The sequence below is a fragment of the Variovorax sp. CCNWLW225 genome, from assembly GCF_037204045.1.
GTDB lineage: Bacteria > Pseudomonadota > Gammaproteobacteria > Burkholderiales > Burkholderiaceae_C > Variovorax.
The window spans coordinates 25,667-51,651 of the sequence record NZ_JBBCBV010000013.1; the positions used below are offsets into that span (position 1 = coordinate 25,667).

At 67.1% G+C, this 25,985-nt stretch carries 20 protein-coding genes; 6 read left to right on the top strand and 14 right to left on the bottom strand.

Annotated elements, in window-relative coordinates; all coding sequences use genetic code 11:
• Nucleotides 1-47: 47 nt before the first annotated feature.
• Nucleotides 48-1,358 carry an MFS transporter gene (locus V9L20_RS19565; RefSeq protein ID WP_337297833.1) on the top strand — a complete coding sequence of 437 codons (1,311 nt, stop codon included), beginning with the start codon at nt 48-50 and terminating at the stop codon, nt 1,356-1,358.
• Here V9L20_RS19565 and V9L20_RS19570 read toward each other — a convergent pair.
• The gene (locus tag V9L20_RS19570; protein ID WP_337297834.1) at nt 1,319-2,380 is read right to left on the bottom strand and encodes an adenosine deaminase; all 1,062 of its coding nucleotides are present in this window, start codon (nt 2,378-2,380) and stop codon (nt 1,319-1,321) included. The genes V9L20_RS19565 and V9L20_RS19570 overlap by 40 nt on opposite strands.
• A gap of 108 nt (nt 2,381-2,488) precedes the next feature.
• Between V9L20_RS19570 and V9L20_RS19575 the strand changes: the two genes are divergently transcribed.
• Complete coding sequence (locus V9L20_RS19575; RefSeq protein ID WP_337297835.1) at nt 2,489-3,385, top strand: amidohydrolase family protein; 897 nt, start codon at nt 2,489-2,491, stop codon at nt 3,383-3,385.
• Here V9L20_RS19575 and V9L20_RS19580 read toward each other — a convergent pair.
• The gene (locus V9L20_RS19580) at nt 3,372-5,072 is read right to left on the bottom strand and encodes a PAS domain-containing sensor histidine kinase (protein ID WP_337297836.1); all 1,701 of its coding nucleotides are present in this window, start codon (nt 5,070-5,072) and stop codon (nt 3,372-3,374) included. The genes V9L20_RS19575 and V9L20_RS19580 overlap by 14 nt on opposite strands.
• Before the next feature lie 146 nt (nt 5,073-5,218).
• Between V9L20_RS19580 and V9L20_RS19585 the strand changes: the two genes are divergently transcribed.
• A complete protein-coding gene (locus V9L20_RS19585; RefSeq protein ID WP_337297837.1) occupies nt 5,219-5,863 on the top strand; it encodes a TetR/AcrR family transcriptional regulator in 645 nt (214 codons plus the stop codon).
• On the top strand, nt 5,860-7,116 hold the full coding sequence (locus V9L20_RS19590; RefSeq protein ID WP_337297838.1) for a glycosyltransferase: 1,257 nt from the start codon (nt 5,860-5,862) through the stop codon (nt 7,114-7,116). The genes V9L20_RS19585 and V9L20_RS19590 overlap by 4 nt, the downstream gene beginning before the upstream one ends.
• Here V9L20_RS19590 and V9L20_RS19595 read toward each other — a convergent pair.
• Together V9L20_RS19595 and V9L20_RS19600 are read right to left on the bottom strand one after the other, a co-directional pair.
• A complete protein-coding gene (locus V9L20_RS19595; RefSeq protein WP_337297839.1) occupies nt 7,113-8,663 on the bottom strand; it encodes a serine hydrolase domain-containing protein in 1,551 nt (516 codons plus the stop codon). The genes V9L20_RS19590 and V9L20_RS19595 overlap by 4 nt on opposite strands.
• Before the next feature lie 44 nt (nt 8,664-8,707).
• Nucleotides 8,708-9,610, bottom strand: a complete 903-nt coding sequence (locus V9L20_RS19600) for a LysR family transcriptional regulator (RefSeq protein ID WP_337297840.1) — start codon at nt 9,608-9,610, stop codon at nt 8,708-8,710.
• Nucleotides 9,611-9,749: 139 nt separating this feature from the next.
• Between V9L20_RS19600 and V9L20_RS19605 the strand changes: the two genes are divergently transcribed.
• Entirely contained in the window at nt 9,750-10,763 is a 1,014-nt protein-coding gene (locus V9L20_RS19605) for a zinc-dependent alcohol dehydrogenase family protein (protein WP_337297841.1), read from the top strand.
• Between the two features lies 1 nt (nt 10,764).
• Here V9L20_RS19605 and V9L20_RS19610 read toward each other — a convergent pair whose 3' ends face one another.
• Entirely contained in the window at nt 10,765-11,949 is a 1,185-nt protein-coding gene (locus V9L20_RS19610) for an amylo-alpha-1,6-glucosidase (protein ID WP_337297842.1), read from the bottom strand.
• Nucleotides 11,936-12,934, bottom strand: coding sequence for a GlxA family transcriptional regulator (locus V9L20_RS19615; RefSeq protein ID WP_337297843.1), 999 nt, complete (start codon nt 12,932-12,934; stop codon nt 11,936-11,938). Before V9L20_RS19615 ends, V9L20_RS19610 begins: the two co-directional genes overlap by 14 nt.
• A 41-nt stretch (nt 12,935-12,975) precedes the next feature.
• Here V9L20_RS19615 and V9L20_RS19620 point away from each other — a divergent pair, with 41 nt between their 5' ends.
• Nucleotides 12,976-14,115: a DJ-1/PfpI family protein gene (locus tag V9L20_RS19620; protein WP_337297844.1), complete on the top strand. Its 1,140-nt coding sequence runs from the start codon at nt 12,976-12,978 to the stop codon at nt 14,113-14,115.
• 70 nt (nt 14,116-14,185) lie between these two features.
• Here V9L20_RS19620 and V9L20_RS19625 read toward each other — a convergent pair whose 3' ends face one another.
• The 8 genes from V9L20_RS19625 to xdhA form a co-directional block, all read right to left on the bottom strand.
• Complete coding sequence (locus V9L20_RS19625; RefSeq protein ID WP_258501760.1) at nt 14,186-15,361, bottom strand: BMP family ABC transporter substrate-binding protein; 1,176 nt, start codon at nt 15,359-15,361, stop codon at nt 14,186-14,188.
• A gap of 50 nt (nt 15,362-15,411) precedes the next feature.
• Nucleotides 15,412-16,332 carry an ABC transporter permease gene (locus tag V9L20_RS19630; protein ID WP_337297845.1) on the bottom strand — a complete coding sequence of 307 codons (921 nt, stop codon included), beginning with the start codon at nt 16,330-16,332 and terminating at the stop codon, nt 15,412-15,414.
• 180 nt (nt 16,333-16,512) lie between these two features.
• Nucleotides 16,513-17,658: an ABC transporter permease gene (locus V9L20_RS19635; protein WP_337297846.1), complete on the bottom strand. Its 1,146-nt coding sequence runs from the start codon at nt 17,656-17,658 to the stop codon at nt 16,513-16,515.
• Nucleotides 17,651-19,180, bottom strand: coding sequence for an ABC transporter ATP-binding protein (locus tag V9L20_RS19640; protein ID WP_337297847.1), 1,530 nt, complete (start codon nt 19,178-19,180; stop codon nt 17,651-17,653). The genes V9L20_RS19635 and V9L20_RS19640 overlap by 8 nt, the downstream gene beginning before the upstream one ends.
• Before the next feature lie 102 nt (nt 19,181-19,282).
• Nucleotides 19,283-20,566, bottom strand: a complete 1,284-nt coding sequence (locus V9L20_RS19645; RefSeq protein ID WP_443098610.1) for an NCS2 family permease — start codon at nt 20,564-20,566, stop codon at nt 19,283-19,285.
• 176 nt (nt 20,567-20,742) lie between these two features.
• On the bottom strand, nt 20,743-21,726 hold the full coding sequence (locus V9L20_RS19650; RefSeq protein WP_337297849.1) for a LysR family transcriptional regulator: 984 nt from the start codon (nt 21,724-21,726) through the stop codon (nt 20,743-20,745).
• A gap of 108 nt (nt 21,727-21,834) precedes the next feature.
• Nucleotides 21,835-24,300 (bottom strand): xanthine dehydrogenase molybdopterin binding subunit, encoded by a 2,466-nt coding sequence (xdhB, locus tag V9L20_RS19655; protein ID WP_337297850.1) that lies wholly within the window; start codon nt 24,298-24,300, stop codon nt 21,835-21,837.
• 2 nt (nt 24,301-24,302) lie between these two features.
• Nucleotides 24,303-25,916 (bottom strand): xanthine dehydrogenase small subunit, encoded by a 1,614-nt coding sequence (gene xdhA / locus V9L20_RS19660; RefSeq protein WP_337297851.1) that lies wholly within the window; start codon nt 25,914-25,916, stop codon nt 24,303-24,305.
• Nucleotides 25,917-25,985: the final 69 nt, after the last annotated feature.

Consider the following 25,985-nt stretch of genomic DNA (forward strand, 5'->3'; position numbering starts at 1 on the left):
ATTTTCTGATTTTCAAAACCTTTGCAACGGCGGAAACTCCGCCGCAAATGAACCCATCGACCTCCTCCTCTTCATTCCCACCCAGCCATCGCTGGAAGGTGCTGGCCGCGGGCGTGGCCGCCAACGCAGCTTTCTCCGTGGCCTTCAGCGGCATTCCAATGACCGCGGTGCTGATGCGCACCGGCTACCAGCTCGACAACGCCACGCTTGGCCTCGTGCTGGGCCTCATGGGCCTGGGCATTGCGGTGAGCGAGCTGCCCTGGGGCCTGTTGACCGACCGCTGGGGCGACAGGCCGGTGCTGCTGACGGGTTTGGGCAGCACCGCCGTTGCACTCACGGCAATGGCGCTCTGGGCCGCGCCCAGCGCGCAGCACATTCCCGGCCTGGGCTGGCTGGGGGCAGGGCTGCTGCTGGTGGGCCTGCTCGGCGGCAGCGTCAACGGCGCGAGCGGCCGGGCGGTGATGACGTGGTTCGATGCCGGCGAACGCGGGCTTGCCATGAGCATCCGCCAGACCGCCGTGCCGCTGGGCGGCGGCATCGGCGCGCTGGTGTTGCCCTTTGTGGCGCTGCACTTCGGTTTTGCCGCGCTCTACGGCCTGCTGGCGGTGCTGTGCCTGCTGAGCGCGGTGATGAGCTGGGCCTGGGTGCATGAGCCGCCGATTGCGCCGCGCAGCCAGGCTGGGGCTGCACAAGCCTCGGCTTCACCGCAGAGCGGCCCGCTGCGCGATGCGCGCGTCTGGCGCATCGTGGCCGGCATCGGCATTCTGTGCGCGCCGCAGTTCGCGGTGCTGTCTTTCGGCACGGTGTTCCTGCACGACTTCGGCCATGCCGGGCTTGCAACCATCACCGCCACGATGGTGTTCGTGCAGATCGGCGCGATGGTCATGCGCGTATGGAGCGGCCGCTGGACCGACCGCCGCCGCAACCGCCCCGCCTATCTGCGCGCCTGCAGCGCACTGAGCGTGCTGCTGTTTGCAGGGCTCGCGGGCCTGGTGGTGGCGGCAGGCACGCACGCGGCCGACTCAGCGGCCCTGCGCGTGGCGCTGGTGGTGGTGCTGGCGGCGAGCGGTGTCTGCGTATCCGCCTGGCACGGCGTGGCCTACACAGAGCTGGCCACACTGGCCGGTGCGGCCCGCGCCGGCACTGCACTCGGCATGGCGAACACCAGCGTGTTCCTGGTGTGCTTTGTCACGCCCTTTTCCATTCCGCACCTGCTCGCGCTGCAGGGCTGGGCGCTGGTGTGGCTTGCGGCCAGCGCCTGTGCGCTGATGGCAATGCCGCTGCTGGTTCCGCGGCAACATGCCGCCGCGGATGCCGGTCAGAAGGTTGCGAAGACCGCGTTGAGCCGGTCGACGTAGGCGCGCTTGGCACTGGCGTCGATGAAGCTGCCTTCGAAGCTGTTGGCCGCGAGCTGCCAGGCCTGCTGCACATTCAGCTCGGTAGCCGCAAAGGTCTGCGTGAAGTTCTGGTTCATGTAGCCGCCAAAGTACGCCGGGTCGTCCGAGTTGACGGTAGCGACCAGGCCCGCATCGAGCAGCGCGCCGAGGTTGTGCTGCGCCAGGTCCGGGAACACGCAGAGTTTGAGATTCGACAGCGGGCACACGGTGAGCGGAATGCGCTCTTGCGCAAGCCGCTTCATCAGCGCCGGGTCTTTCGCGCTCTGCACGCCGTGGTCGACGCGCTCTACCTTCAGCACGTCGAGCGCGCTCCACACGTACTCTGGCGGGCCCTCCTCGCCCGCATGTGCGACAAGGTGCAAGCCCAGCTCGCGGCAGCGCGCGAACACGCGCGCAAACTTTTCGGGCGGATGTCCCACTTCGCTCGAATCGAGCCCCACGCCGATGAACTTGTCGCGGTACGGCAGGGCCTGCTCCAGCGTCTTGAAGGCTTCTTCTTCGCTCAGGTGGCGCAGAAAGCACAGGATGAGCGCCGCGCTCACGCCCAGCTTGGGCAGTGCATCGGTGCACGCACGGTGCAGGCCATTGACCACCACCTCCATCGGCACGCCGCGCGCCGTGTGCGTCTGCGGGTCGAAGAACATCTCGGTGTGCACCACGTTGTCGGCCGCGGCGCGCTCCAGGTAGGCCCAGGCCATGTCGTAGAAGTCTTGCTCCTTCAGCAGCACGCTGGCGCCGGCGTAGTAGATGTCGAGAAAGCTCTGCAGGTTGGTGAAGGCGTAGGCGCGGCGCAGGTCTTCCACGCTTGCGTAGGGAATGCTCACGCCGTTGCGCTGCGCGAGCGCGAAGATGAGCTCGGGCTCGAGCGAACCTTCGATGTGCATGTGCAGCTCGGCCTTGGGCATGGCGCGCAGCAGCTCGGGCAGGCGGTCGGCGGCAATGTTGCCGAAGCTCTTGTCGAAGACGGGTCGGTAATCGGTCATGGTGGGGCAAATCAGGCGTTGTGATTGCACACAGCATAAGCGCTGCCGCGCCCGTGCGCGAGGCAGCCGCGGCCCGGATAATCGCGCTTCCACCCGCATGAGGATTCCATGAGAGCCATTGCGCCTATTGCAGCCCTGCTTCTGGCCGCCTGCTCGGCGGTTGCCGTGCCTTCCGCCCTTGCGCAGACCCCATACGCCGGCCCGCTGTTCGACATGCACCTGCACTACAACCAGGAAGCCTGGGACGGCAATACCGGGCCGTATCCGCCGGCCGAGGCGCTCGCGCGCATGCAGCGCAACAACGTGAAGGCGATCATCGCCAATTCGCGGCCCAACGCCGGCACGCAAACACTGGCGGCGGCGCGCGAAACCCGCGAGGCGGGCGTTACCGTGGTGCCCTTCGTGCGCCTGTACCGCAACCGCGACGACTACAGCAACTGGTTCCGCGACGAAACCATCCACGAGATGGTGCAGACCGAACTGGCGCGCGGCACCGCAAGCGGGCCTTACCGCGGCATCGGCGAATTCCACCTGTACGAGAGCGCCAATGCCAACGGCCCCGTCGCCAAGAAGCTCATTGCACTGGCGGAACGGCAAAAGCTCGCGGTGCTTGCGCACGTCGACGACGTGGCGATCGACCTGCTGATGGCCAACGCACCATCGAAGGGCCAATCGCTGCGCCTCATCTGGGCGCACACGGGCATCGGCGGCGCGCCGATCGAACGCGTGCAGGCGCTGCTGGAACGCTACCCGCTGCTGATGGGCGAGCTCTCTTATCGGCCGGGGCTCACCTGCGAGGGCGGCAAGCTGTGCCCCGAATGGCGCGCGCTGCTGCTCAAGTACCCCGACCGCTTCGTCGTCGGCTCCGACACCTGGGTCAACCAGCGCTGGAGCGCCTACGACGAGATCATGCGCGGCTACCGCACCTGGCTTGGCGACCTGCCGCCCGACGTGGCGCAGCGCATTGCCTGGGGCAACGCGGCCGCGCTGTTCAGCCTGCGCTGAGCGGCGCCGCTGCCTTGGCCTCGACCGGCAGCTCGAGCGTGAACGCCGCACCGGTGCCGGGCCCGTCGCTGTGCGCCGTGAGGGTGCCGCCCATTTCATGCGCGGCAATCACCGCGCTGTGCAGACCGAACCCATGGCCCGTCTTCTTGGTGGTGAAGCCGTGCACGAACACCTGGGTCAGCGCCTGCGTCTCTATGCCCACCCCGTTGTCCGCCACGCAGATACGAAGCCGCTGGCCCGGCAGCAGCTCCACCCGCAGCGTGAGCCTGGGCTCGCGGTCGGCCACGCCGTCCATGGCCTGCTCGGCGTTGCTGATGAGGTTCACCAGGATCTGAAGTATTCGCCCGTGATCGAGCATCAACTCGGGAACGTCGGCAATCTCTTTTTCGATCACCATCTGGCGCCGCTTCAAAGCCTCTTGGTTGATGCGCAGCGCATCCTCGACCAGATCGCGGATCTGCACCTTCTCCAGCAGCCTCGAAGCCCCGGCGTGGGCCTGCTGCGCGGCAATGATCTCCTTGATGTGTTCCACGTTCTTGCTCAGCGCCGCAAGCTCCTTGATGGCGTCGTTCTGCTCCGTCACCAGCGCCGAGGCCAGCTGGCGCAAATAGCCGGGAAGCATCTTGCCCTTGGGGTCCGACTCCAGGAACGCGCCCAGGTCATCCGCATGCTCGTCCAGCAACTGCACCGCCCGCGCGAGCCCGGCCACCTTGGAGGCACGAACGCGCGAAAGAATGAGCGCTGCGGAGACGTTCACGCTGTTGAGCACGTTGCCCACGTTGTGCAGCACATTGGTGGCTATGCGGGCCATGCCCGCCAGGTGCGAGGCCTCGACCAGTTGCTTGTGCACCTCGGCAATCTGGCGCTCGGCCTCCTTCAGGTCCGAGATGTTCTTGGTGATGCCGAAGGTTCCGACGATCTCGCCCGCGCGGTTGCGCAGCGGCATCTTCGTGGTCAAGGCCCAGGTGTCAGGCCGCCCGTCGATCCAGGTTTCTCTTTCCACCTTGCCGATCATCGGCAGGCCCGTGCGGATGATCTCCTGCTCGTCCTCGAAGGCCGGCCGTGCATGGTCTTCGGAGAAGACGTCGAAATCGGACTTTCCCACCAGCCCCTCGGGCGTGGACATTCCGAATTCAAGGGCCTGGGCCGTGCTGGTCTTGATGAAGCGGGATTGCGCGTCCTTGAAGTAGATGTGGTCCGGGGAGTTGTCCAGGAGCGCGCGAAGAAGCTCGCGCTCGTTCGCCAGCATCTCGTCTTCCCGGTGGCGCCGGGTCACCTCGAGCATGACCCCCTGGCTGCCGATGACCGCCCCGCCCGGCCCCAGCACCGCGGATTCGACCACCTGCCAGGTCTGCGGCTGCCCGCCCGCGCCAGAAAGAACTTCTTCGCGCTCGAGCTGCTGCCCCGTCTGCACGATCTGCGCGTGCTGCCTGTCTTCCCGCTCTGCGAGTTCCAGCCGCCAAGGCGAGTCCGGCTGTTGCGCCGCTTCGGAAGACGCGATCTCGGCGGCCGTGCGGCCCAGGATCCGGTCCGCCGGCGTGCGCTTGAGCTGGCTAAACCGCTCGTTCACGAAGACGAACCGCCCCGCGGCGTCCTTGCGAAAAATACCGGCGGGCAACTGCTCGATGATCGGCGCCGTGTCCTGCAAAGGGGTTGCGCTTGCGACAGAGTCGGTTTGGCTTGGCATGGCGGTGCGGCTCCCGAGAAAAAATGTCTTATATCCCGGGCCGCGGGCGGACACCAGCCTTTGCTCTCCCGCCCGCCCGTCTCGCTCCGCGCCAATTGTGAACATCGTATAAACTTGAACGACGTTCATATTTCAATGGCTGACCTTTGGCAGACGCAGAACCTTCAGGCAGGCGCGAGCGGCGCCGCGCCCAAACGCTCGACAGCGTGGCAACCATTGCCATGCGGCTCTTCGAAGCCAATGGCTACAACGCCACCACCATGGAGCAGATCGCGCTGCAGGCCGATGTGGCCAAGGGCACGCTGTACAACCACTTTCCGACCAAGGAGGCGATCCTTGCGCACTGGGTGCACAAGGAGCTGGCCGAGGACACGCAACGGCTGAGCCGCCTGGCCGAGAAGCCCGGCAGCTTCGAGTCGCGGCTGATGCAGCTGCTCGACGCGTCGGCCGAATGGTCTGAGCGCTACCGGGCCTACCTGCTCGACTACTTCCGGTTTCGCTTTCTCAACATCGAGGACGAACTCGACGCCGGCGATGCCCAGGGACGCCCGCGCGACCTCGCAGGGCTCTTTGCGCTGCTGATCGCGCAGGCGCAGCAAGACGGCACGCTGCGCGCCGACCTGCCCGCCGAGCACCTGGCTTCGCTGCTGCACCACCTGTACTTCGGCGCGCTCATGCGATGGCTCACGCAGCCGGGCCTGGTGCTCGGCGACGAGTTTGCGGTCATTGTCGAAATCTTTGTCAGTGGCGCCCGTGCCGCCGGCAAGCCACTGCGGAGAAAGCGCGCATGAAGATCGCCGTCGTTACCTATGGCACGGAGGGCGATACCCGCCCGCTCGCGGCGCTGTGCCATGCGCTCGACAAAGCAGGCCACGCGTCGGTGCTGCTGGCGGACGCGTCGACGCTGGGCACCGCGCAGCGGCTCGGCGTGCACTCGCATGCATCGGCAGGCGACATTCGCGGCGCGCTGGGCTCCGGCGGAGCCATTGCCAACGTCGTGGCGCAGAGCGACCGGCCCGGCGCGGCCGCCAAGGCGCTTGCGGACATTGCCAACGTGCAAGCCGCGGCCTGGCTGCGGCAAACGGTCGAAACCGCGCGCGGCTGCGACGCCATCGTGTGTGCGGGGCTCGCCGCTTTCGTGGGGCTGTCGGCGGCGGAAGCACTCGATGTGCCCGCGATTGGCGCCGGCATGTTCCCGCTCACCCCGACGCGTGAGTTCGCATCACCCTTCCTTCCGCCTTCGCGCGTGCCGCGCTTTCTGAACCGCGCCAGCCATCACCTCGTCACTGCGATGCTGTGGCGTGCATTCCGGCCGGCGCTGAATGCGGCACGCGCCGAAGTGTGCGGCCTGCCGCCGCGCCGCCGCATGTGGACCGCGCACCCGGCGCTCTACGGCTTTTCGCCCAGCCTTGTGCCGCGGCCGGCCGATTGGCCCGCGAACGCCGCCGTGTGCGGCCAGTGGATTCCGCCGGCACCTGATTGGCAACCGCCGCAGCCGCTGAGCACCTTCCTCGCCGCGGGCGAGCCACCGGTCTACATCGGCTTCGGCAGCATGACCGGCTTCGACGCGAGCCGCCTGCGTCAGGTGGTGGTCGATGCCGTCGCGGGCCGGCGCGCCGTGCTTAACCCCGGCTGGAGCGGCATCGACGTGCAGCAGCTCCCCGCCAACTTCCATGTGGTGGGCGACACGCCGCACGACTGGCTGTTTCCGCGAATGTCGGTGGTGGTGCATCACGGCGGCTCGGGCACCACGCATTCGGCCGCGCGCGCGGGAGTGCCGTCGGTGGTGGTGCCCTTTGCGGGCGATCAGTTCTTCTGGGCGCACCGAATGGCGCTGGCAGGTGTTGCGCCCGAGGCGGTCGCGGGCAGCCGCCTGGGCGCGGACCAACTGGCGCGGGCCATTGCATTTGCAGATCGCCCGGAAGTGCGTGCCAAGGCGCATGCCTTGGGCGAGCAGATGCGTGCGGAAAACGGATTGGCGCGTGCGGTGGAGGCCATCGAGAAAATCGTGACGGCTACGGGCCGACCCGATGGTTGCCGCTAGTCCGCGGCCCTGCCCTGTACCTGGGCCTTGAAGCCGCGGTTGTTTTCGAAAGCCACGTTCAGCCTGGCGCCATCAAAGCGCAGCAGGTACATCGACACGTCGCCATCGCTCAGCGAACGCGAGAAGATGCGAAAGCTCTGCGGGTCCGTCCAGTCGCCCCTGACCGCGACCGGTGCTTCGGCAACCTTCTCGTTGATGCGGTAGTAGCCGTCGAGCCCCAGCGGTCCGGTCACCGGCTCGGCAGGCGCGTCGGCGCGTGCGTTGTCGAAAAGTATTTCGTAGCTTGGGTTGGCCGCCGTGAGATCGAGCATCAGGCGTCTCACACCCAGCAGATTGCGGTCGAATTGCCAGACCTTGCGCGAGACCGTTGCAGCAAGCTCGGGCGCAGGCGCCACGGGGCTTTGCTTTTCCACAGACGCGGCGCGAATGCGATCGGCCAGCAAGGCCTGCGCAGGGCCGTCTTCAGGCAGCGGCCGGGCCGAACGCGCAGAGGCCGCGATCATGTCGATGAACGGAGGCAGCAGGTAGTTGCGCCTTCCCGTGACGACCGCAACCACGTCGATGTCCGGCAGCACGATGATGAGCTGCCGGTTCATGCCCGCCGCAATGTAGGCGCGCTTTTCCGGAATGGTCCACCAGCCGTTCGCATAGCGGAAGACGGGCCCATTCTTGAAGCCCATGTCCACCGATGCTTGAAAGACCTGCTCCACCGACGCGGCGGGCAGCAGCTGGCGCCCTTCCCATTGGCCCTTGCGCAAGTAGAGGTAGCCGATCTTCGCCATGTCGCGCGGATGCAGGTAAAGACCGAAGCCGCCGGTCTCGATGCCCTGCGGGTCCTTGCGCCAGCGAACGTCGCCGATGCCCAGCGGCTGGAACAGCCTGCCCTGCGCATAGGCCAGCGTGCTGCCGCCTGTCTTCTTCGCAAGAATGGCCGACAGCAGATGCGTGTTGCCGCTGTTGTAGTTGAAGCCGCCGCCGGGCGGCTGCGCCATCGGGCGGTCGAGCACAAAGCCTTGCCAGTCGCGACTGCGCCCGAACTGCAGTGCTGTCTCGGGCACCGAATCGTCAAGCTTCTCCTTCCAATCGATGCCCGAGGTCATGTCGAGCAGGTGCCCGATGGTCATCGCCTTCTTCGACGCATCGAGATTCGCAATGCTGCGCTCGGGAAAGAGGTCGATCACCGGCTGGTCGCGCGAAGCCAGCAGCCCGTCCTGGATCGCCATGCCGGTGAGCGTTCCCACAACGGCCTTGGTGGTGGAGTTCACCGCATGCTTGAGATCGGCGCGGTAGGGTGCGTAGTAGGCCTCGGCAACCAGCCTTCCATGGCGCGTGACGAGCAGGCTGTCCATCGCGTTGGCGGCGCCAAAGTCGACCAGCCTGGCGACCGCGGCGGAATCCATGCCTTGCGCCTCGGGTGTGCTTGCCAACCACCCGGCGGTCGGCCAGACGGCCGGCTCGTCCGCCGGTGCGGCCCTGAGCGGCAAGGCTGCAAAGAACAGCGAGGCCGCCATGGTGGCCAGGAGGCTTGTCTTGCCGTGCACTCGCATACCGGTCTCCCAGTGAGTTTCGCGCCGATCATATCGGCGCTGCTTCAATCGCCAAAGGCGCGCAGCATCGCCTTGCGCAGCCACGCCTCCGCCGGGTCCTTGTCGGTTACGGCGCGCCATGCCAGCTTGATCTGGTAGCTCGGGCTTTCGAACGGCAAGGCCTCGTAGCGAAGCCCGCCTTGCGCCGACAGCGCCTGTGCCACGTGCTCGGGCACCGTCGCCAGCAACTCGGTGCCGGCCAGCACCGCGGGCAGGCTGCCGAACTGCGGCACCGAGAAGGCCACGTCGCGCTGCCGGCCGAGTTCGCTCAACGTCTCGTCGACGGTGCCGCAGAGGTCACCCGCGTAGGTCACGAGCACATGCCGGCGGCGGCAGTAATCGTCGAGCGAAATTTTTCCGGCGGCGGTGTCGGCGCGCAGCAGCGCGAAACGCGCCGTGCGAACCTTGCGGACCTTCGCGCCCGCGGGCAGGTCTTTCAGGAAGCTCATCACCGCACTGACCTGCCCGTCGTCAAGGTGCTGCGCAGCGTTGCGGTAGCAGACGGTGAGCGTGACCAGCCTGGCGCGCGGCGCCTCGGCACCGAGCGCGCGAAGCAGCCGCGGCAGCATGGCGATCTGCAGGTCGTCCGTCAGGCCGATGCGAAACACCGGCGCGGCGCGACCGGGCTCGAACTCCGCCTGCGCGCGCAGCGTCGCCTCGATCTGCTCGAGTGCCGGCCCAAGCCCCTGCATCAGCGCCAGCGCGCGCTCGGTCGGCTCCATCACGCGTCCCTGGCGCACCAGCAGCGGATCGCCCGTGAGCTCGCGCAGCCGCGCCAGCGCATGGCTCACCGCGGGCTGCCCCAGGTTCAGCCGCTCGGCGGCGCGGCTGACGTGCCGCTCGCGCATGAGCGCCGCCAGCACAGTGAGCAGGTTCAGGTCGATACGGCTGAGTTCGATCGGTTTCATCCGGGCGCTATGGAGTTATCGATTAAGTGCATACCGAATATCGTCTCAATCGATTTCCTTGATTGCCGCAAGGCCGCTAGATTGGCTTGGTCGGTTGCTTCAGTCGTGCAGCCTTCGTTCTATCAAGGAGTGTTTTCGTATGAGCAAGATGGTTCGCTTTCACGAGTTCGGCGGTGCCGAGGTGCTGAAGATCGAACAGGTGGCAACGCCCTTGCCCGGCGCCGGCGAGGTGCGCATTGCGGTGCAGGCCATCGGCCTGAACTGGGCCGATGCGCTGTGGCGGCAGAATTTGTACATCGAAGACGCGACCCTGCCGGCCGGGCTGGGCAACGAGGCGGCCGGCACCATCGAGGCGGTCGGCGCGGGTGTCAGCGGCGCCTCCATCGGCGACCGGGTTGCGGTTCTGCCGGGAGCCAATCAGGGCCGCTACCCTACGTATGGCGACAGCATCCTGTTTCCCGCAACCCACGTGGTCCGCTACCCGGAGCAGCTCTCCCCCGCGCAAGCCGCCGGCGCCTACATGGCCTACCTGACGGGCTACTTTCCGATGTTCGAGATGGCGCGGCTGCAGCGCGGGCAAACGATGCTCGTCACAGGCGCTTCATCGGGCACGGGCATCGCGGCGCTGCAGATGGCGCGTGCGGCCGGCATCGTCGCCATTGCAACCACCCGCACGGCGGCCAAGCGCCAGGCACTCTTCGACGCAGGCGCGGCGCATGTGGTGGTCACGCAAGACGAAGACGTGGTCGAACGCGTGCTGGCGCTCACCGAGGGCCGCGGCGTCGACCTGGTGTACGACGGCGTGGGCGGTGCGCAGCTGGAGCGGCTCGGCGGCGTGGTCGCGCAGCGCGGCTGGTACGTGCTGTACGGGCTCTCCGGCGGCGCGGAGCTCAGGTACCCGGCGCTTGCGCAGTTTCGCAAGAGCTGGCGCTTCCATGTCTACACGGTTCTGGAGTTCATCGGTTCACCCACCATGGGCCTTCCGCGCGACGAAGGCGCGTTCAGCCGCGGGCTGGGCTTCGTCAACGAGGGCCTGGCCAGCGGCGCCTTGCAGATGCGCATCGACCGCAGCTTTGCGCTCGACGATGTGGTGCAGGCCCACCATTACCTCGAACGCGCGGGCCACATCGGCAAGATCGTTCTCACGGTCTGAGCTACCAGGCCGCCTCGCCGCCTTGCAGGGCCCGCTGCGCAAGCAGGAAGGTGGCGGCGTTCCAGCTCTGGCCCGCCATGCCCATCGGCACCAGCGTGCGGCCATGGAACCACTCGGTAAAGCGCCAGCCGCCGAGTTCGTTCACGTGCGCCAGGCGTGCAAGCTCGGGCCAGGCCAGATCGTGCAGGCCCATGCGCGCGAGCGCCATCACCCAGAAGCCGCCGACGAAGGGCCATATGCCGCCGTTGTGATACTGGTGCACCACGTTCTGCTGATGGCGCGCCATGTACGGCCGCCACAGCGCATGCTCGCGCGTGAGCGGATGCAGCACCACGCGCACGGGGTAAGGTTCTGCAGCGCGTGCGGCCACGATGGTCTTGACAATGCGGCGCGCCATGGAAGCGTCGGCCAGCCCGCTCTGTATGGCCAGCACGTTGCCGAACACGTCGCCCTCGTTGCCCACGAATGAAAGATTGACGAAGCTGAGATACAGGCCCGGGTCGTCGCGGCCGCGTCGCGCGTAGTGCCGCAACAGCCGGGCGCGATGGTATTCGGGCAGGTCTTGCTGGAACGGATTGAACAGGTGGTTGAAATGGTGCTCGGTGGCCTCGGCGTGCTCCAGCGCGAAGCGACGCTTCACGTCGTACCAGAGCGCGTTGGTGTACAGCACGTAGCCCGAGCGGGGCATGATGTCGGCCCAGTCGCTGGCCTCGTTCTGCTGCAGCAGCCTGAAGTGCTGGTGCTCCTGCGCGAGCAGCCAGCCGATGGCGCGCTCCACCTCGCCGCTCCATTGCGAGGCACCCACCTGGCCGTGGCGGCGCACATGGTCCACCGCAATCAGCCACCACAGCGTGGCATCGATACAGCCCAGGTACCAGAAGTCGGCGTCCAGGCCTTCGGGGTCGACGTATTTGGGAATCTGCCCGTTGGCGGCCTGCTGCGCCGCGAGCGCATCGAGGCTGGCGACGGCGCCCGCCTCCAGCGCGGGCACGCCGCTGCCGCACATCGCCATCACGCAAATGGCGGCATCGCGCCCGAAGATGCGCGTGTAGCGCCGCGCCACCGCCGCCTCCGTGGGGCTGGCGGCCAGGATGCCGTGCGGCGTCAGGTTGCGCTCCAGGAGCTGGATGGAAGCTTGGGCGCAGTTGTCGATCAGTGCAAGGGTGCTGGCGTCAAGTTTGGTCATGGGTTCGATAGGCTTGCGGCGTCAGGCCGTGCTGCCGCGCGAAGGCGCGCTGCAGTGCATCCACCGATCCGAAGCCGCTGAGGCTCGCGATCCGGTCTTGCGGCCACTGCGTCTGGCGCAGCAGTTGCGCGGCGGCTGCCACGCGAATCTGTTCAACAAAGCGCGCCGGCGTGCGGCCGGTCTCGGCCGCAAAGGCGCGCGCGAAATTTCTCGGGCTCATCTGCACACGCCCGGCCAGCGCCTCCACCGAGAGATCGTCCTGCGGATGCGTGCCGATCCACGCCACCAGTTCGCGCAGCCGATGGCTGGCCGAAGCCTGCGCCTGCAGCGCCTGGCTCAGCTGCGGCTGCTCGGCGCCGCGCAGCATGGGCAGCGCCAGTGTGCGGGCAATCTCCATCGACACGGCATGGCCGAGGTCGTCCTCCACCAATGCGAGCGCCAACTCGATTCCGGTGGTGACGCCGGCCGATGTCCACACCGGCCCGTCATGCACGTAGATGCGTTCGCGCTGCACCCGCACCTGCGGCCACAGCGCCTGCAGCTGGTCGCAGGCGCGCCAGTGCGTGGTGGCCTCGCGGCCGTCGAGCAGGCCGGCCGCGGCAAGCGCGAATGCCCCGCTGCACACGCTGGCAATACGGCGTACGCCGGGCGCAACCTCCGCAAGCCAGGCACCGATCCGCTGCTCCACGATGGCGGCGCGCACGCCCGGCTCGTCGCCACCCGCGACGACCAGCGTGTCGATCGCGGCGGGCAGTTGCCGCAGGTTGCAGGTTCCGGCAAAGCTCAGGCCGCCGTTCGTCAGCACGTTGCCGCCCGAAGGCGACGCGATGTGCAAGCGATAGCTGCCGGGCCGCAGCAGCTCGGCCTTGCTGAACACGCTCGCCGGCCCGGCGATGTCGATGGCCTCGACACCGTCGAACGCGACAAGCACCACATCGCTGGCAGAAACCGCGGCTTCTTCGTCCTTGTGGGTCAGGGTCTGCATTCGTAGTCTCAGGGCATCGTCACGTCGACAAGGGTATGGCCATGTGGAGATGGGTTGGGGCGCTGATCGGAGCAAGTATTGCAGCCTTTGCGCTGGCAGGCTGCAGCGGGAGCGCGACACCGCTGCCACCCCCTCATACCGATGCGGCCCGCAGCGAGCGCGAGAAGCAGGCCTTCGTCGAGGCCCTGAAGCCCCGCCGTGCCGGCAGGCCCGTGGTGGCCGTGCTCGCACTGAACGAAGGCACCGAGATGACCGACCTGCTGCTGCCGCATGCGGTGCTCAAGCGTGCCGATGTGGCCGAGGTGCGCATCGTGGCCCCGCGCGCCGGACGGGTGAGCCTGTATCCCGCTCTGGAGATCGACGGCGCGCAGGACTTTGCCGGCTTCGACCGGCAGAACCCGTCGGGCGCCGACTACGTGATCGTGCCCGCGATGATCACCGAGGGCGACCCCGCCGTTGCCACCTGGCTCAAGCGACAGGCGGCGCAGGGCGCGCGCGTGATCGGCGTCTGTTCCGGCGCGCTGGTGGTCGGCCGCGCCGGCCTGCTCGACGGGCGTCGCTTTGCGGGCCATTGGTACGACCGCGGCACGCTGCAAAAGCGTCACCCCGGCGCCACCTACGTGCCGCACCAGCGCTACGTGGTGGACCGCGGCGTTGCCACGACCACCGGCATCACAGCCTCGGTGCCGACCATGCTCGCACTGGTCGAAGCCATCGGCGGGCCCGAGAAGGCAAAGGCAGTCGCCACCGAGCTGGGCGTGGCCTCCTGGAGCCCCGAGCACGACAGCACGCCGTTCTATCTCGACGCAGGCCGCAGAGCCGACTTTCTGCTGAACAAGGCTGCTTTCTGGCGGCAGCAGCGGCGCAGCATCGAGGTGCGCAACGGCAGCGACGACATCGCCCTGGCGCTCGTGGCCGATGCCTGGTCGCGCAGCGGGCGCGCCAGCGTGGAGGCGGTGTCGGATTCAGGGCCGGTGACGCTGCGCAGCGGGCTGGTGCTCATGGCGCAGCCCTCCAGCAGCGGGAAAGCGCCGCCCCTGCCCGTCTCGGCAACGCTCAAGCCCGTGCAGCAACTGAACCGCACGCTGTGCGAGATCGGCGAGCGCCACGGCATGGCGCGGCGCAACTGGGTCATGCTCGAGATGGAATACCCCGGGCCGGTGAGCGGCTGCCCAAGCTGAACTTCAGCCGCGCAAAAACAAAAAGGGCCGCCCGCAGGCGACCCTTTTCTGGATACAACGCTCGAAGCGATTACTTCTTGTCGCCGCCCGGCACCTTGCCTTCCACGCCCTTGACGTAGAAGTTCACGCCAGAAAGAAACTTGTCGTCGGCCACGGCGTCCTTGGCAACCACTTCCTTGCCGTCCTGGCCGAGGATCGGGCCCTTCCAGATCACGAAGCTGCCGTCCTTCAGGCCCTTCTTCACTTCTTCGACCTTGGTCTTGATGTCGGCCGGCACGTCTTCGGCGATGGAGACGATGTCGATGGCGCCTTCCTTCACGCCCCACCAGCTTTGGCCGGTGGCCCACTTGCCGTCGAGCGCGTCTTGCGTGGCCTTGATGTAGTACGGAGCCCAGTTGATGGTGGCCGAGGCCAGGTGGGCCTTGGGGCCGTAGGCGGTCATATCCGAATCCCAGCCGAAGGCGCGCTTGCCTTTTTCCTGTGCGGTCTTGAGCACGGCCGGCGAGTCGGTGTTCTGGAAGAGCACGTCGGCGCCGCCGTTGATGAGCGCGGTGGCCGCCTCGGTTTCCTTCGGCGGGCTGAACCATTCGTTCACCCACACCACCTTGGTGGTGATCTTCGGGTTGACCGACTGCGCGCCCAGCGTAAAGCTGTTGATGTTGCGCAGCACCTCGGGAATCGGCACCGAGCCCACCACGCCGAGCGTGTTGCTCTTGGTCATGGCACCGGCAATCACGCCGGCCATGTAGGCGCCTTCGTAGGTGCGGCTGTCGTAAGTGCGCATGTTCTCGGCGGTCTTGTAGCCGGTGGCATGCTCGAACTTCACGTCCTTGCTGTCGGTGGCCACCTTGAGCATCGGCTCCATGTAGCCGAAGGTGGTGCCGAAGATCAGCTTGTTGCCCTGCCCGACCATGTCGCGGAACACGCGCTCGGCGTCGGCGCCTTCGGGCACGCTCTCGACGAAAGTGGTCTTGATCTTGTCGCCGAATTCTTTTTCGAGCGCCTTGCGGCCGTTGTCGTGCGCGAAGGTCCAGCCGCCGTCTCCCACCGGGCCGATGTATGCGAATGCGATGTTGAGCGGCGCGGCCGGTGCCGGTGCGGCGGCAGCAGGCGCCGGGGCGGGCGCGGGGGCCGCGGCCGGTGGCGCTGCCTCTTCTTTCTTGCCGCAGCCGATCAGGGCTGCCGAAGCCACCGCGGTCAGGGCGGCGAGCTTGAGCAGGGAAGAGCGCTTGTTCAGATCATTCATTGTCGGAAATCCTCAAAAAAGGACAGGTTGGCGGAAAACGAAAAACGAGATTATGAGCCGGGGTAGAACGGCTTTCCGATGGATGCCGGCATGTTGATGCGAATGAACGCCGGGTTGCGCGAAATCAGGGCCAGCACCACGATGGGCGCGATGTACTGCAGCATGCTGAGAAACTGCGGCGGCACGTCGACGCCGCTGCTCTGCAGGTGAAAGCCCAGCATCGAGACGCCGCCGAAGAGATAGGCGCCCAGCAGCACGCGAATCGGCCGCCAGGTGGCAAAGGTGGTGAGCGCCAGCGCGATCCAGCCGCGGCCCGCGACCATTCCTTCGACCCACAGCGGCGTGTAGACGGTCGAGAGGTATGCGCCCGCCAGCCCGCACAGCGCGCCGCCCGCAATCACCGCCATGAAGCGGATGCGCCGCACCGGGTAGCCGAGCGCATGCGCCGATTCGGGCGACTCGCCCACCGAGCGCAACACCAGGCCGGCGCGGGTGCGGTACAAGAACCAGATCAGGCCGACCGTCAGCACCACGGCAAAGTACACCATGGGGTGATGCCGGAACAGCGCGGGCCCGACGAGCGGAATGTCGCTGAGCACCGGCACGGCGTACGACACGCTTTCGGGCAGCTTGGCCTGCACGAAGTTGATGCCCACAAAGGCGGAGAAGCCGACACCGAACAGGCTGAGGGCGAGCCCGGTGGCGTACTGGTTGGTGTTGAGCCAGATCACCAGCACGCCGAAGAAGGCCGCGAGCAATGCGCCGGCGGCCATGCCGGCCAGGAAACCGAGCCAGGGGTTGTGCGTGATGACGACGGTCGCAAAGCCGGCGATGGCGGCGCAGAGCATCATGCCTTCGGCGCCGAGGTTGACGATGCCGGCTTTCTCGTTGATGAGGAGACCCAGTGCGGCGATGGCGAGCACGGTGCCGGCGCTGAGGGTGGAACCTAGCAGGAGTGCGTAGCTGTCCATTTTTCAGTTGCTCCGGCGGCGGTTGCTGTTGTTCGAGAAGATGCATTCAGGGCTTGTGCAAAGGCCACCGGGTACTCCCCTCCGCGAATGTCCCCCGCCTGCGGCTCCTCCTTTATTTCGCTGCGGGGAGCACCCGATGCCCTGTGCACCGGGGCACGCTGCTGGTGTGCGGTAGTTCATTCAGAGCGCTCCTTCGGTCGACCGGGCGGCCGGGGCGGTTAACGGCGTGCTGGCTTGCAGCGAGCTGGACGTGTGGGTGGCGGCCCTGATCGCCGCCTTGCGGCGGATGCGGTAGGCGATGAGCGTGTCGCAGGCCAGGAGTGTGAAGAGCAAGAGGCCCTGGAACACGCCGGTGAGCGACTTGGGCAGGCCGAGGCGCGATTGCGCGAGCTCGCCGCCGATGTAGAACATGCTCATGAGGATGGCCGAGAACACCATGCCGACGGGGTGCAGCCGGCCGACAAAGGCCACGATGATGGCCGCGAAGCCGTAGCCCGCCGGTACGTACGGCGTGAGCTGACCGAGAGGGCCGGCCACTTCAAGCGCGCCGGCCAGGCCTGCGGCACCGCCCGAGGTGAGCAGCGCGATCCAGATGGCGCGCCGTGCCGAGAAGCCCGCATAGCGTGCGGCCGCAGGAGCAAGCCCGCCGACCTGCTGCGCGAAACCGGCCCGGGTGCGGAACAGGAACACCCACAGCGCGCCCACGCCCAGCAGCGCGATGATCAGGCCGATGCTCACGCGCGAACCCTTGAAGAGCCGCGGAATCTGCGTCACGGCCTCGAAAGTTTTCGACTGCGGAAAGTTGTAGCCCTGCGGATCTTTCCAGGGGCCGAACACCATGTAGCCGAGCAGCAGCGTGGCCACGTACACCAGCATCAGGCTCACGAGGATCTCGTTGGCATTGAACTTGTCGCGCAAGAACGCCACGATGCCGGCCCACACCATGCCGCCGACGGTGCCCGCAACCAGAATGGCCACGACGATCCATGAGCCGGTGGTCTTGTCGGCCATGAGCGCAACGCCGCCTGCGGCAATGGCGCCGAACACGAACTGGCCCTCTGCGCCGATGTTCCACACGTTCGAGCGAAAGCACACCGCCAGGCCGAGCGCGATGATGAGCAGCGGCGTGGCCTTGATCGTGAGCTCGCCGATGGCGTAGCCGCTCTTGATGGGTTCGTAGAAGAACACCAGCAGGCCCTTGACGGGGTCTTTGCCCAGTGCGGCGAACAGCGCCACGCCGATGAGCACGGTGATCAGCAGCGCCAGGATCGGCGAGGCAAAGGTCCAGAAGCGCGAAAGCTCCGGGCGGGGTTCGAGCTTAAGCATGGGCCGCCTCCTTGTTGTTGTTCTTCTTATCCCAAAGGCCGCTCATCCACTCGCCGATCTGCGGCAGCGTGGCGGCTGCGCGGTCGATGGATGGCGAGAGGCGGCCCTTGGCAATCACATGCAGCCGGTCGCTGATGTCGAACAGCTCGTCAAGCTCTTCACTCACCACCAGCACGGCGCAGCCCGCATCGCGCAGGGCGAGAATTTCGCTGCGAATGAGCGCGGCGGCGCCCACGTCCACGCCCCAGGTCGGCTGCGCGACGATGAAGAGCTTGGGGTTGGCGTCGATCTCGCGGCCGACGATGAACTTCTGCAGGTTGCCGCCCGAGAGCGAACGCGCCGCGGCATTCGGTCCGCCGGCCTTGACGTTGAAGCGCTCGATGATGCCGCGGGCATGTTTTTCGAGCGCCGAAGTGCGGATCCAGCCGCCCTTGCCCACCGCATTGCCGCGCGTGAGCAAGAGGTTGTGCGCAAGGCCGAGCGTCGGCACCGCGCCGCGGCCCAGCCGTTCTTCCGGCACAAAGTGCAGGCCAAGTGCGCGCCGCGCGCGGGGCCTGAGCCGGCCAGCCGGCTTGTCGAACACCCGCACCATCGCGGGCTCGGCACGCACGTCTTCGCCGGAGAGCGCGTAGAGCAGTTCCTTCTGGCCGTTGCCGGACACGCCCGCAATGCCGACCACCTCGCCGGCGCGCACCTCGAACGAAATGCCGTCGAGGTCGACGCCGAACTGGTCTTCACGCGCAAGAGAAAGCCTGTCGACATGCAGCGCCACCGCACCCGCATGCACCGGCCGGTGCTTGAGCGGCGGCGGCTCGGCGCCGATCATCAGCCGCGAGAGCGACTCGTTGCTTTCGTTCTGCGGATTGCACACGCCCGTGACCTTGCCGCCGCGCAGCACCGTGCACGCCGTGCACAGCTCGCGAATTTCGTGCAGCTTGTGGCTGATATAGAGAATGCTGCAGCCTTCCGAAGCCAGCTTGTTCAGCACGCCGAACAGCTTGACCACCGCCTGCGGCGTGAGCACCGAGGTCGGCTCGTCCAGGATCAGCAGCTTGGGGTTGGTGAGCAGCGCGCGGATGATTTCCACCCGCTGCATCTCGCCCACCGAGAGCGTGTGCACCGGCCGCGAAGGATCGATGTCGAGCCCGTATTCGCTCGCCTTGGCCGTGATGCTGCGCGCCACTTCGGCCAGCTGCAGCGATTTGTCCAGGCCCAGCCACACGTTTTCGGCCACGGTGAGCGTGTCGAACAGGCTGAAGTGCTGGAACACCATGCTGATGCCCAGCGCCCTCGCCTGCTGCGGGTTGCGCAGGTTGACGGCCTGGCCGTCGAAGACGACCGTGCCTTCGTCGGGCTTGACCGAGCCGTAGATGATCTTCATCAACGTCGATTTGCCGGCGCCGTTCTCGCCGAGCACGGCATGGATCTCGCCGGGCGCCACGGCCAGCGAGATGTCGCTGTTCGCCACCACCGCGGGGTAGCGCTTGGTGATGTTCGCGAGCTGGAGTCTGGGGGTTGTCATGCCGGGTTTCGTGGGGTTTGTCTCGTTCAACAGCAACAAAGCGGAAGCAGCTATAAGTTTAATAGCGGCTTCCGCATCCATCGGCGCCCGACGGCGCTTCGATCAGTGTCCGCCGATGTAGGCGAACTTGAACAGGAAAATCGCTGCGATCACCCAGACCATTGCATGCACTTCCCGTGCCCGCCCGGTAAAGAGCTTGAGCACGGCGTAGGTAATGAAGCCGAAGGCCAGGCCGTTGGCGATCGAGTAGGTGAACGGCATGGCCAGCGCGGTCACTGCCGCGGGAATCACTTCGGTGGTGTCTTCCCAGTCGAGCTCGACCAGGTCGCGCAGCATCAGACAGCCCACGAACAGCAGCGCCGGCGCGGTGGCATAGGCCGGCACCGAGCCCGCGAGCGGCGAGATCATCAGGCAAGCGAGGAACAGCCCCGCCACCACCACGGCCGTGAGGCCGGTGCGGCCACCCGCCTGCACGCCGGCCGCGCTTTCCACGTAGGCCGTGGTGCTCGAGGTGCCGAGCAGCGAGCCCGCGAAGATGGCGCCGCTGTCGGCCAGCAGCGCCTTGTTCATGCGCTCCATCTTGCCGGGCACCAGCAGGCCGGCGCGCTTGGCCACGCCCATCAGCGTGCCGGTGGCGTCGAACATTTCGACCAGGAAGAACACCAGCACCACGTTCAGGATGCCGCCCTTCAGCGCGCCCAAGATGTCGAGCTGCATGAAGGTGGGCGCAATGGACGGCGGCGCATCGAACACGCCGTGGAACTTGTTGCCGCCGAAGAAGAACGACAGCACCGTCACCAGCAAGATGCCGATCAAGATGGCGCCGCGCACCTTCAGCCGGTCGAGCGCCACGATCACCAGGAAGCCCAGCGTGGCCAGCACCACCGGCGCCGAATGCAGGTCGCCCAGCGTGACGAAGGTGGCCGGCGAGGCAGCCACCACGCCCGCGCTCTTGAGCGCGATGAGCGCCAAAAACATGCCGATGCCTACGGTGATCGCCGTTCGAAGCGACTGCGGTATGCCTTGTATGAACAGCTCCCGCAATCCGGTGACCGTGACGATGAGGAACAGGCAGCCCGAGATGAACACCGCACCCAGCGCCACCTGCCATGTGTAGCCCATGCCCAGAACCACCACGTAGGCGAAGTAGGCGTTCAGGCCCATGCCCGGCGCCATGGCGATCGGGTAGTTGGCATACAGCCCTATGATCAGCGTGCCCAGCGCCGCGATCAGGCAGGTGGCCACGAACACCGCGCCCTTCGGCATGCCTGCATCGCCGAGGATCGATGGGTTCACGAAGATGATGTAGGCCATCGTCAGGAAGGTGGTGAGCCCTGCGATGACCTCGGTGCGCACGGTGGTGTTGTGCTCGGTGAGCTTGAACATGCGTTCAAGCAAGCCCGCATTCCGCGGCGCGGTGCGCGCGGCTGTCCCCGAGGCGTGGGGATCGGTGACCTTGGGCACCTCTTCAAACCTGTTCATGTCGCTTGTCTCCAGCTGTTGTGTTTGGCGGTTCGTTCATCGTCGCCCCGGCCGCGACGCCGGCGCGGCCGAAGGATTCGTCAGGGCGGGTCGGGAGCCTCCGCTGCGACAGCCCGCTGGGCCGATGTGGTGAAGGCGGGCCGCAGCGAGGCCGCCACGTCCTTGATGCATTCGCGCAGCCAGCGCGCGGAACTCGACGAATGGGTGCGCTCGTGCCAGAGCTGGTAGTACATGAGGCGCGGCAGCGCCACCGGGCAATCGAGAATCTTCACCGGGAGGCGTGCGGCAAAGCGCTCGCAATACTGGCGGCCGGTGGTGAGCACCAAGAGGCTCGAGGCCACCATGTCCGGAATGAGGCTGAAGTGCGCGCAGCGCGCCGTGATGTTGCGCTGCCTGCCCAGCTCGTCGAGCATCTGGTCGATGATGCCGCGCCCGCCCGGGTGCATGGGCGTGGGCGCAATGTGCTCGGCCGCGAGCCAGGTTTCCAGGTCCCAGCCGCGGCGCACGGCCGGATGGTCCTGGTTGACCAGCGACACCACCTCGTCGCCGAAAAGCCGCGCCATGTGCAGGTCTTCGGGCGGCTTGAGCCAGTTGCCGATCACGAGGTCGACCTGGCCGAGCGCGAGATGGCCGTGATAGTCCGAGTCCGGCGTGAGCGCGTGGATCTCGATCTGGCATAGCGGCGCCTCGCGCTTCACGTGCGCCACCAGCATCGGCAGGAAGAGCGGGTCCATGTAGTCGCTCGCCGCGATGCGGAAGGTGGTGGCCGCCGACTGCGGCTCGAAGCCGCGCGCATCGGAGAACAGCATTTCGGCCGCGCGCAGGATGCTGGCCGCGGGCTCGATCATGCGCAGCCCCGCATCGGTCGGCACCATGCCCGAACCCGAGCGCACCAGCAGCGGGTCGCCCGAGAGTTCGCGCAGCCGCTTCAGCGCGGCCGACACGGCCGGCTGGTACATGCCCAGGCGAATGGCGGCGCGCGAAACGCTGCGGTCGGTCAGCACGGTGTGCAGCACCCGGATGAGGTGCAAATCGATCTTGTCGAACAGCGCTTGGTCACGCATGGCGTTCTCCCACGGCGGCGGCGAAGCCGGTTCCGCGGTGTTTCGCGATGGAGATCAGGGAGTTGGGCATTGGAAGGACTTTGGACATGCGCCAAAGTCTACGAGTGGCTATGCGGACTGGACGGCCGTGATGGCGCGAAGAATCGACTCGCTCGTGGCCGGCGCCTTCAGCGGCGGATCGACCTTGTGGCCGCCCGCGGCCGACACCGCGTCGCGAATGGCGAAGAACACCGAGAACGGCAGCAGCAGCGGCGGCTCGCCCACGGCCTTGCTGCGGTGGATGGAGTCCTCGAAATTCTGGCCTTCGAACAGGCGCACGTTGAAGACGGGCGGGCAGTCGTTGGCGGTCGGAATCTTGTAGGTGCTGGGCGCGTGCGTGGTGAGCTTGCCCGCGTTCCTGGAGCCGTCGGCAGGATGCCACACCAACTCTTCGGTCGTGAGCCATCCCATGCCCTGGATGAAGGCGCCTTCGACCTGGCCGATGTCCACGGCGGGGTTCAGCGACTTGCCTGCGTCGTGCAGGATGTCGGCGCGCAGCAACTTCCATTCGCCGGTGAGCGTGTCGACGACCACCTCGCTCACCGCTGCGCCATAGGCGTAGTAGTAGAACGGGCGGCCCTGCATCTTTTCCTTGTCCCAGCTGAGGCCCGGGGTGGCGTAGAAGCCGTCCGACCAGAGCTGCTTGCGGTCGAGATACGCCTCGCCCACCACGGTGCTGAAGGCCAGCGTGCGGCCGTTGACCTCGACCTTGTCGTTCGCAAAGCGCACTTCGCTCGCCTTGCCGCCATGGCGTTCCGCGGCGCTTTGCGCAAGCCGCTCGCGGATCTGCCGCGCCGCATCTTGCGCGGCCTTGCCGTTCAAGTCGGCGCCGGTCGATGCGGCGGTGGCCGAGGTGTTGGCCACCTTGGTGGTGTCGGTCGCGGTCACGCGCACGCGCTCGAAGCTCACGCCCAGCTCGTGCGCCACCACCTGCGCCACCTTGGTGTTGAGGCCCTGCCCCATCTCGGTTCCGCCGTGGTTCACGAGAATGGAGCCATCGGTGTACACATGCACCAGCGCGCCGGCCTGGTTGAAGTGCTTCACGTTGAACGAAATGCCGAACTTGAGCGGTGCCAGCGCAAGGCCGCGCTTGAGCACCACGCTCTTCCGGTTGAACGCGGCGATCTCCTCGCGCCTGGCGCGGTAGTCGCTGCTCGTTTCGAGCTCGGCCACCAGTTCGTGCACGATGTTGTCGGTCACGGTCTGCCGGTACGGCGTGACGTTGTTCTCCACCTTGCCGTAGAAGTTGACGCGCCGAACGTCGAGCGGGTCTTTCTTCAGCTCGCGCGCCACGGAGTCCAAGATGTTCTCGATGGCAATGGCGCCCTGCGGGCCGCCAAAGCCGCGGAAGGCCGTGTTGCTCTGCGTGTTGGTCTTGCCCGAATAGCCGTGCATCGCCACGTTGGGCAACCAGTAGGCGTTGTCGAAGTGGCACAGCGCACGCGTCATCACGGGGCCCGAAAGATCGGCCGAGTGGCCGGCGCGCGAGACCATGGTGATCTCTGCGCCGAGGATGCGTCCCTCGTCGTCATAGCCCACGTCGTACTCGTACCAGAAGCAGTGGCGGCGGCCGGTAATCATGAAGTCGTCGTCGCGGTCGAGCCTGAGCTTGACCGGACGGCGCAGCTTGCTGGCCGCCACCGCAGCCACGCAGGCGAACAGCGCCGACTGCGACTCCTTGCCGCCGAAGCCGCCGCCCATGCGCCGGCATTCGACATGCACCTCGTTCGACTGCAGGTGCAGCGCATGCGCCACCAGGTGCTGCATCTCGCTCGGGTGCTGCGTGGAGCAATGAATGTGCAGCGCGCCGCCCTCCTTCGGAATGGCGTAGCTGATCTGGCCTTCGAGGTAGAACTGCTCCTGCCCGCCCACGTCGAGCGTGGCCTTGTGGCGGTGCGGCGCGGTGGCAATGGCGGCGCGCACCGCCGCCTCGTCGCCTTCGTTGGCCGCGCCGCCGCTGCGCACGATGTGCATTGGCGGCACCACATACTGGCCGCGCGCGTGCGCATCCTGCGGCGTGAGCACGGGCGGCTCGGCTTCGACGGCGATGGCGTCCTTCGCCTTTGCGGCGGCGCGGCGCGCGGCATCGCGGCTTTCGGCAATCACCGCGAACACCGGCTGGCCCAGGTAGCGGATCTGGCCGCCGTCTTTCAGCGAAAGCAATATCGGGTCGTCGTGCACGATCGAGCCGCAGTCGTTGGTGCCGGGAATATCGTCCGCGGTGAGCACCGACACCACGCCCGGCATGGCGCGAATCGCATCGAGCGACAGCGCCGTCACCCGGCCGTTGGCTGCGGGCGAGAGGCCCAGCGCGCAATGCAGCGTGCCGGCAATTTCGGGAATGTCGTCGATGTAGGTGGCTTCGCCGGCCACGTGCAGGTGCGCCGATTCGTGCGGGCGGCTGATGCCGACTCGCGCGCCGAGTTCGTGCGCCACCGCCTCGGCCGCGGGGTCGATGCGCGCGGCGGTGTTCTTCAGGTAGTCGGCAAATGGCTCGGCGGGCTGCAGCAGGCGGGCGTCGATGGGCTTGTTCATGGTCAGACTCCTTCCGCCGCGGCCTTGGCCGAGGCATGGGGCATCACGCTCCAGACGCTGGTCTCTTCGAGCGAGAGTGCGTCGTCGGCGCGGGTTTCGAGCCAGAGGCGCTGGATGAGGTTCTGCGCCACCTGCAGCCGGTAGTCGGCCGAAGCGCGCATGTCCGACAGCGGCTTGAAGTCTTGCGCGAGCGCGAGCTTGGCGGCGTTCACGCTGGCTTGCGTCCAGGGCTTGCCCACCAGCGCGGCTTCGGCCTGGGCGGCGCGCTTCACGGTGGCGGCCATGCCGCCGAAGGCCAGGCGCACGGCCTTCACCGTGTCGCTGCCCTCTTCCAGCTCCACCGCAAAACCGGCGCACAGCGCGGAGATGTCGCAGTCGAAGCGCTTGCTGATCTTGTAGGCACGCACCTGGCGGCGCATGGCCGCGAGCGGAACCGCAAGCCCCTGCACAAACTCGCCCGGCTGCAGCTGGTTCTTCATGTAGTCGACATAAAAATCGGGCAGCGGCATGCGGCGCACCGCATCGCCACGGCGCAGCTCGATCTCCGCGTCGAGCGACATCAGCACCGGCGGCGAATCGCCGATGGGCGAACCATTGGCCACGTTGCCGCCCATGGTGCCGGCATGGCGGATGGGCGGCGACGCAAAGCGCAGCCACACGTCCTGCAGGCTGGGCACGCGCTGCACCAGGGCTTCGAATGCGGCTTCGAGCGAAGCGCCGGCGCCTATGTAGAGCTCGTCGGCACGCGCCTCGACGATCTTCATTTCAGCCACGTCACCCACGTAGATGATGTCGCCCAGGTCGCGAAACTGCTTGTTGACCCACAGGCCGACGTCGGTGGAGCCCGAGAGCAACTGTGCGCCGGGCTTCTGCACGCGCAGCGCCGCAAGCTGCGCGAGCGTTCTGGGCGCATGAAAGTGGTCGATGCGGGCGCCGAGCGGCGCGGCGTAGTCGAGGCCCTCTTGCTGCAAATTCCCTTGCAGGGCCGTGAGCGCGGCCACCACCGGCTGCGCATCGAGCCGCACCGGAGGCAGGTCGAACATGCGTTGGCCGGCGTCGAGAATCGGCCGGTAGCCGGTGCAGCGGCACAGGTTGCCTGAAAGATCGTCGGCCAGCTGTTGGCGCGTGGGCAGGGTGCCCTCGGCTTGGTGGTGCTCGTAGGCGGACCACAGCGACATCACGAACCCCGGGGTGCAAAAGCCGCACTGCGAGCCGTGGCAATCGACCATGGCCTGCTGCACCGGGTGCAGGCGGTGCACGGGATGGGGGCGCTTGTCCTGCGCCTGAACTTCGGTCTCGCCCGCCGCATGGGCCTGGCACTGGTCCTTGAGGTCTTCGACCGTGAAAAGCGCCTTGCCGTGCAAGGTGGGCAAGAACTGGATGCAGGCGTTCACGGTCTGCAGCTTCAGGCCGCCGGCCTCGGCCAGCTCGCCGACGACCACGGTGCAGGCGCCGCAGTCGCCTTCGTTGCAGCCTTCCTTGGTGCCTGTGCAGTGCGCGTCCTCGCGCAGCCAGTCGAGCACGGAGCGCGTGGGGTGGACGCCGCTGACGTCGACGGTTTTTCCGCGGTGGAAGAACCGGATGGGTTGGGTCTTGTTGCTGCTCTCGGTGCTCATGCTCTTCGTGCTCGTGGGCGGCTCGTTTCGGCCAAGCGTTGACGTTAGCGGCTTGCGCCGCCGGGTACA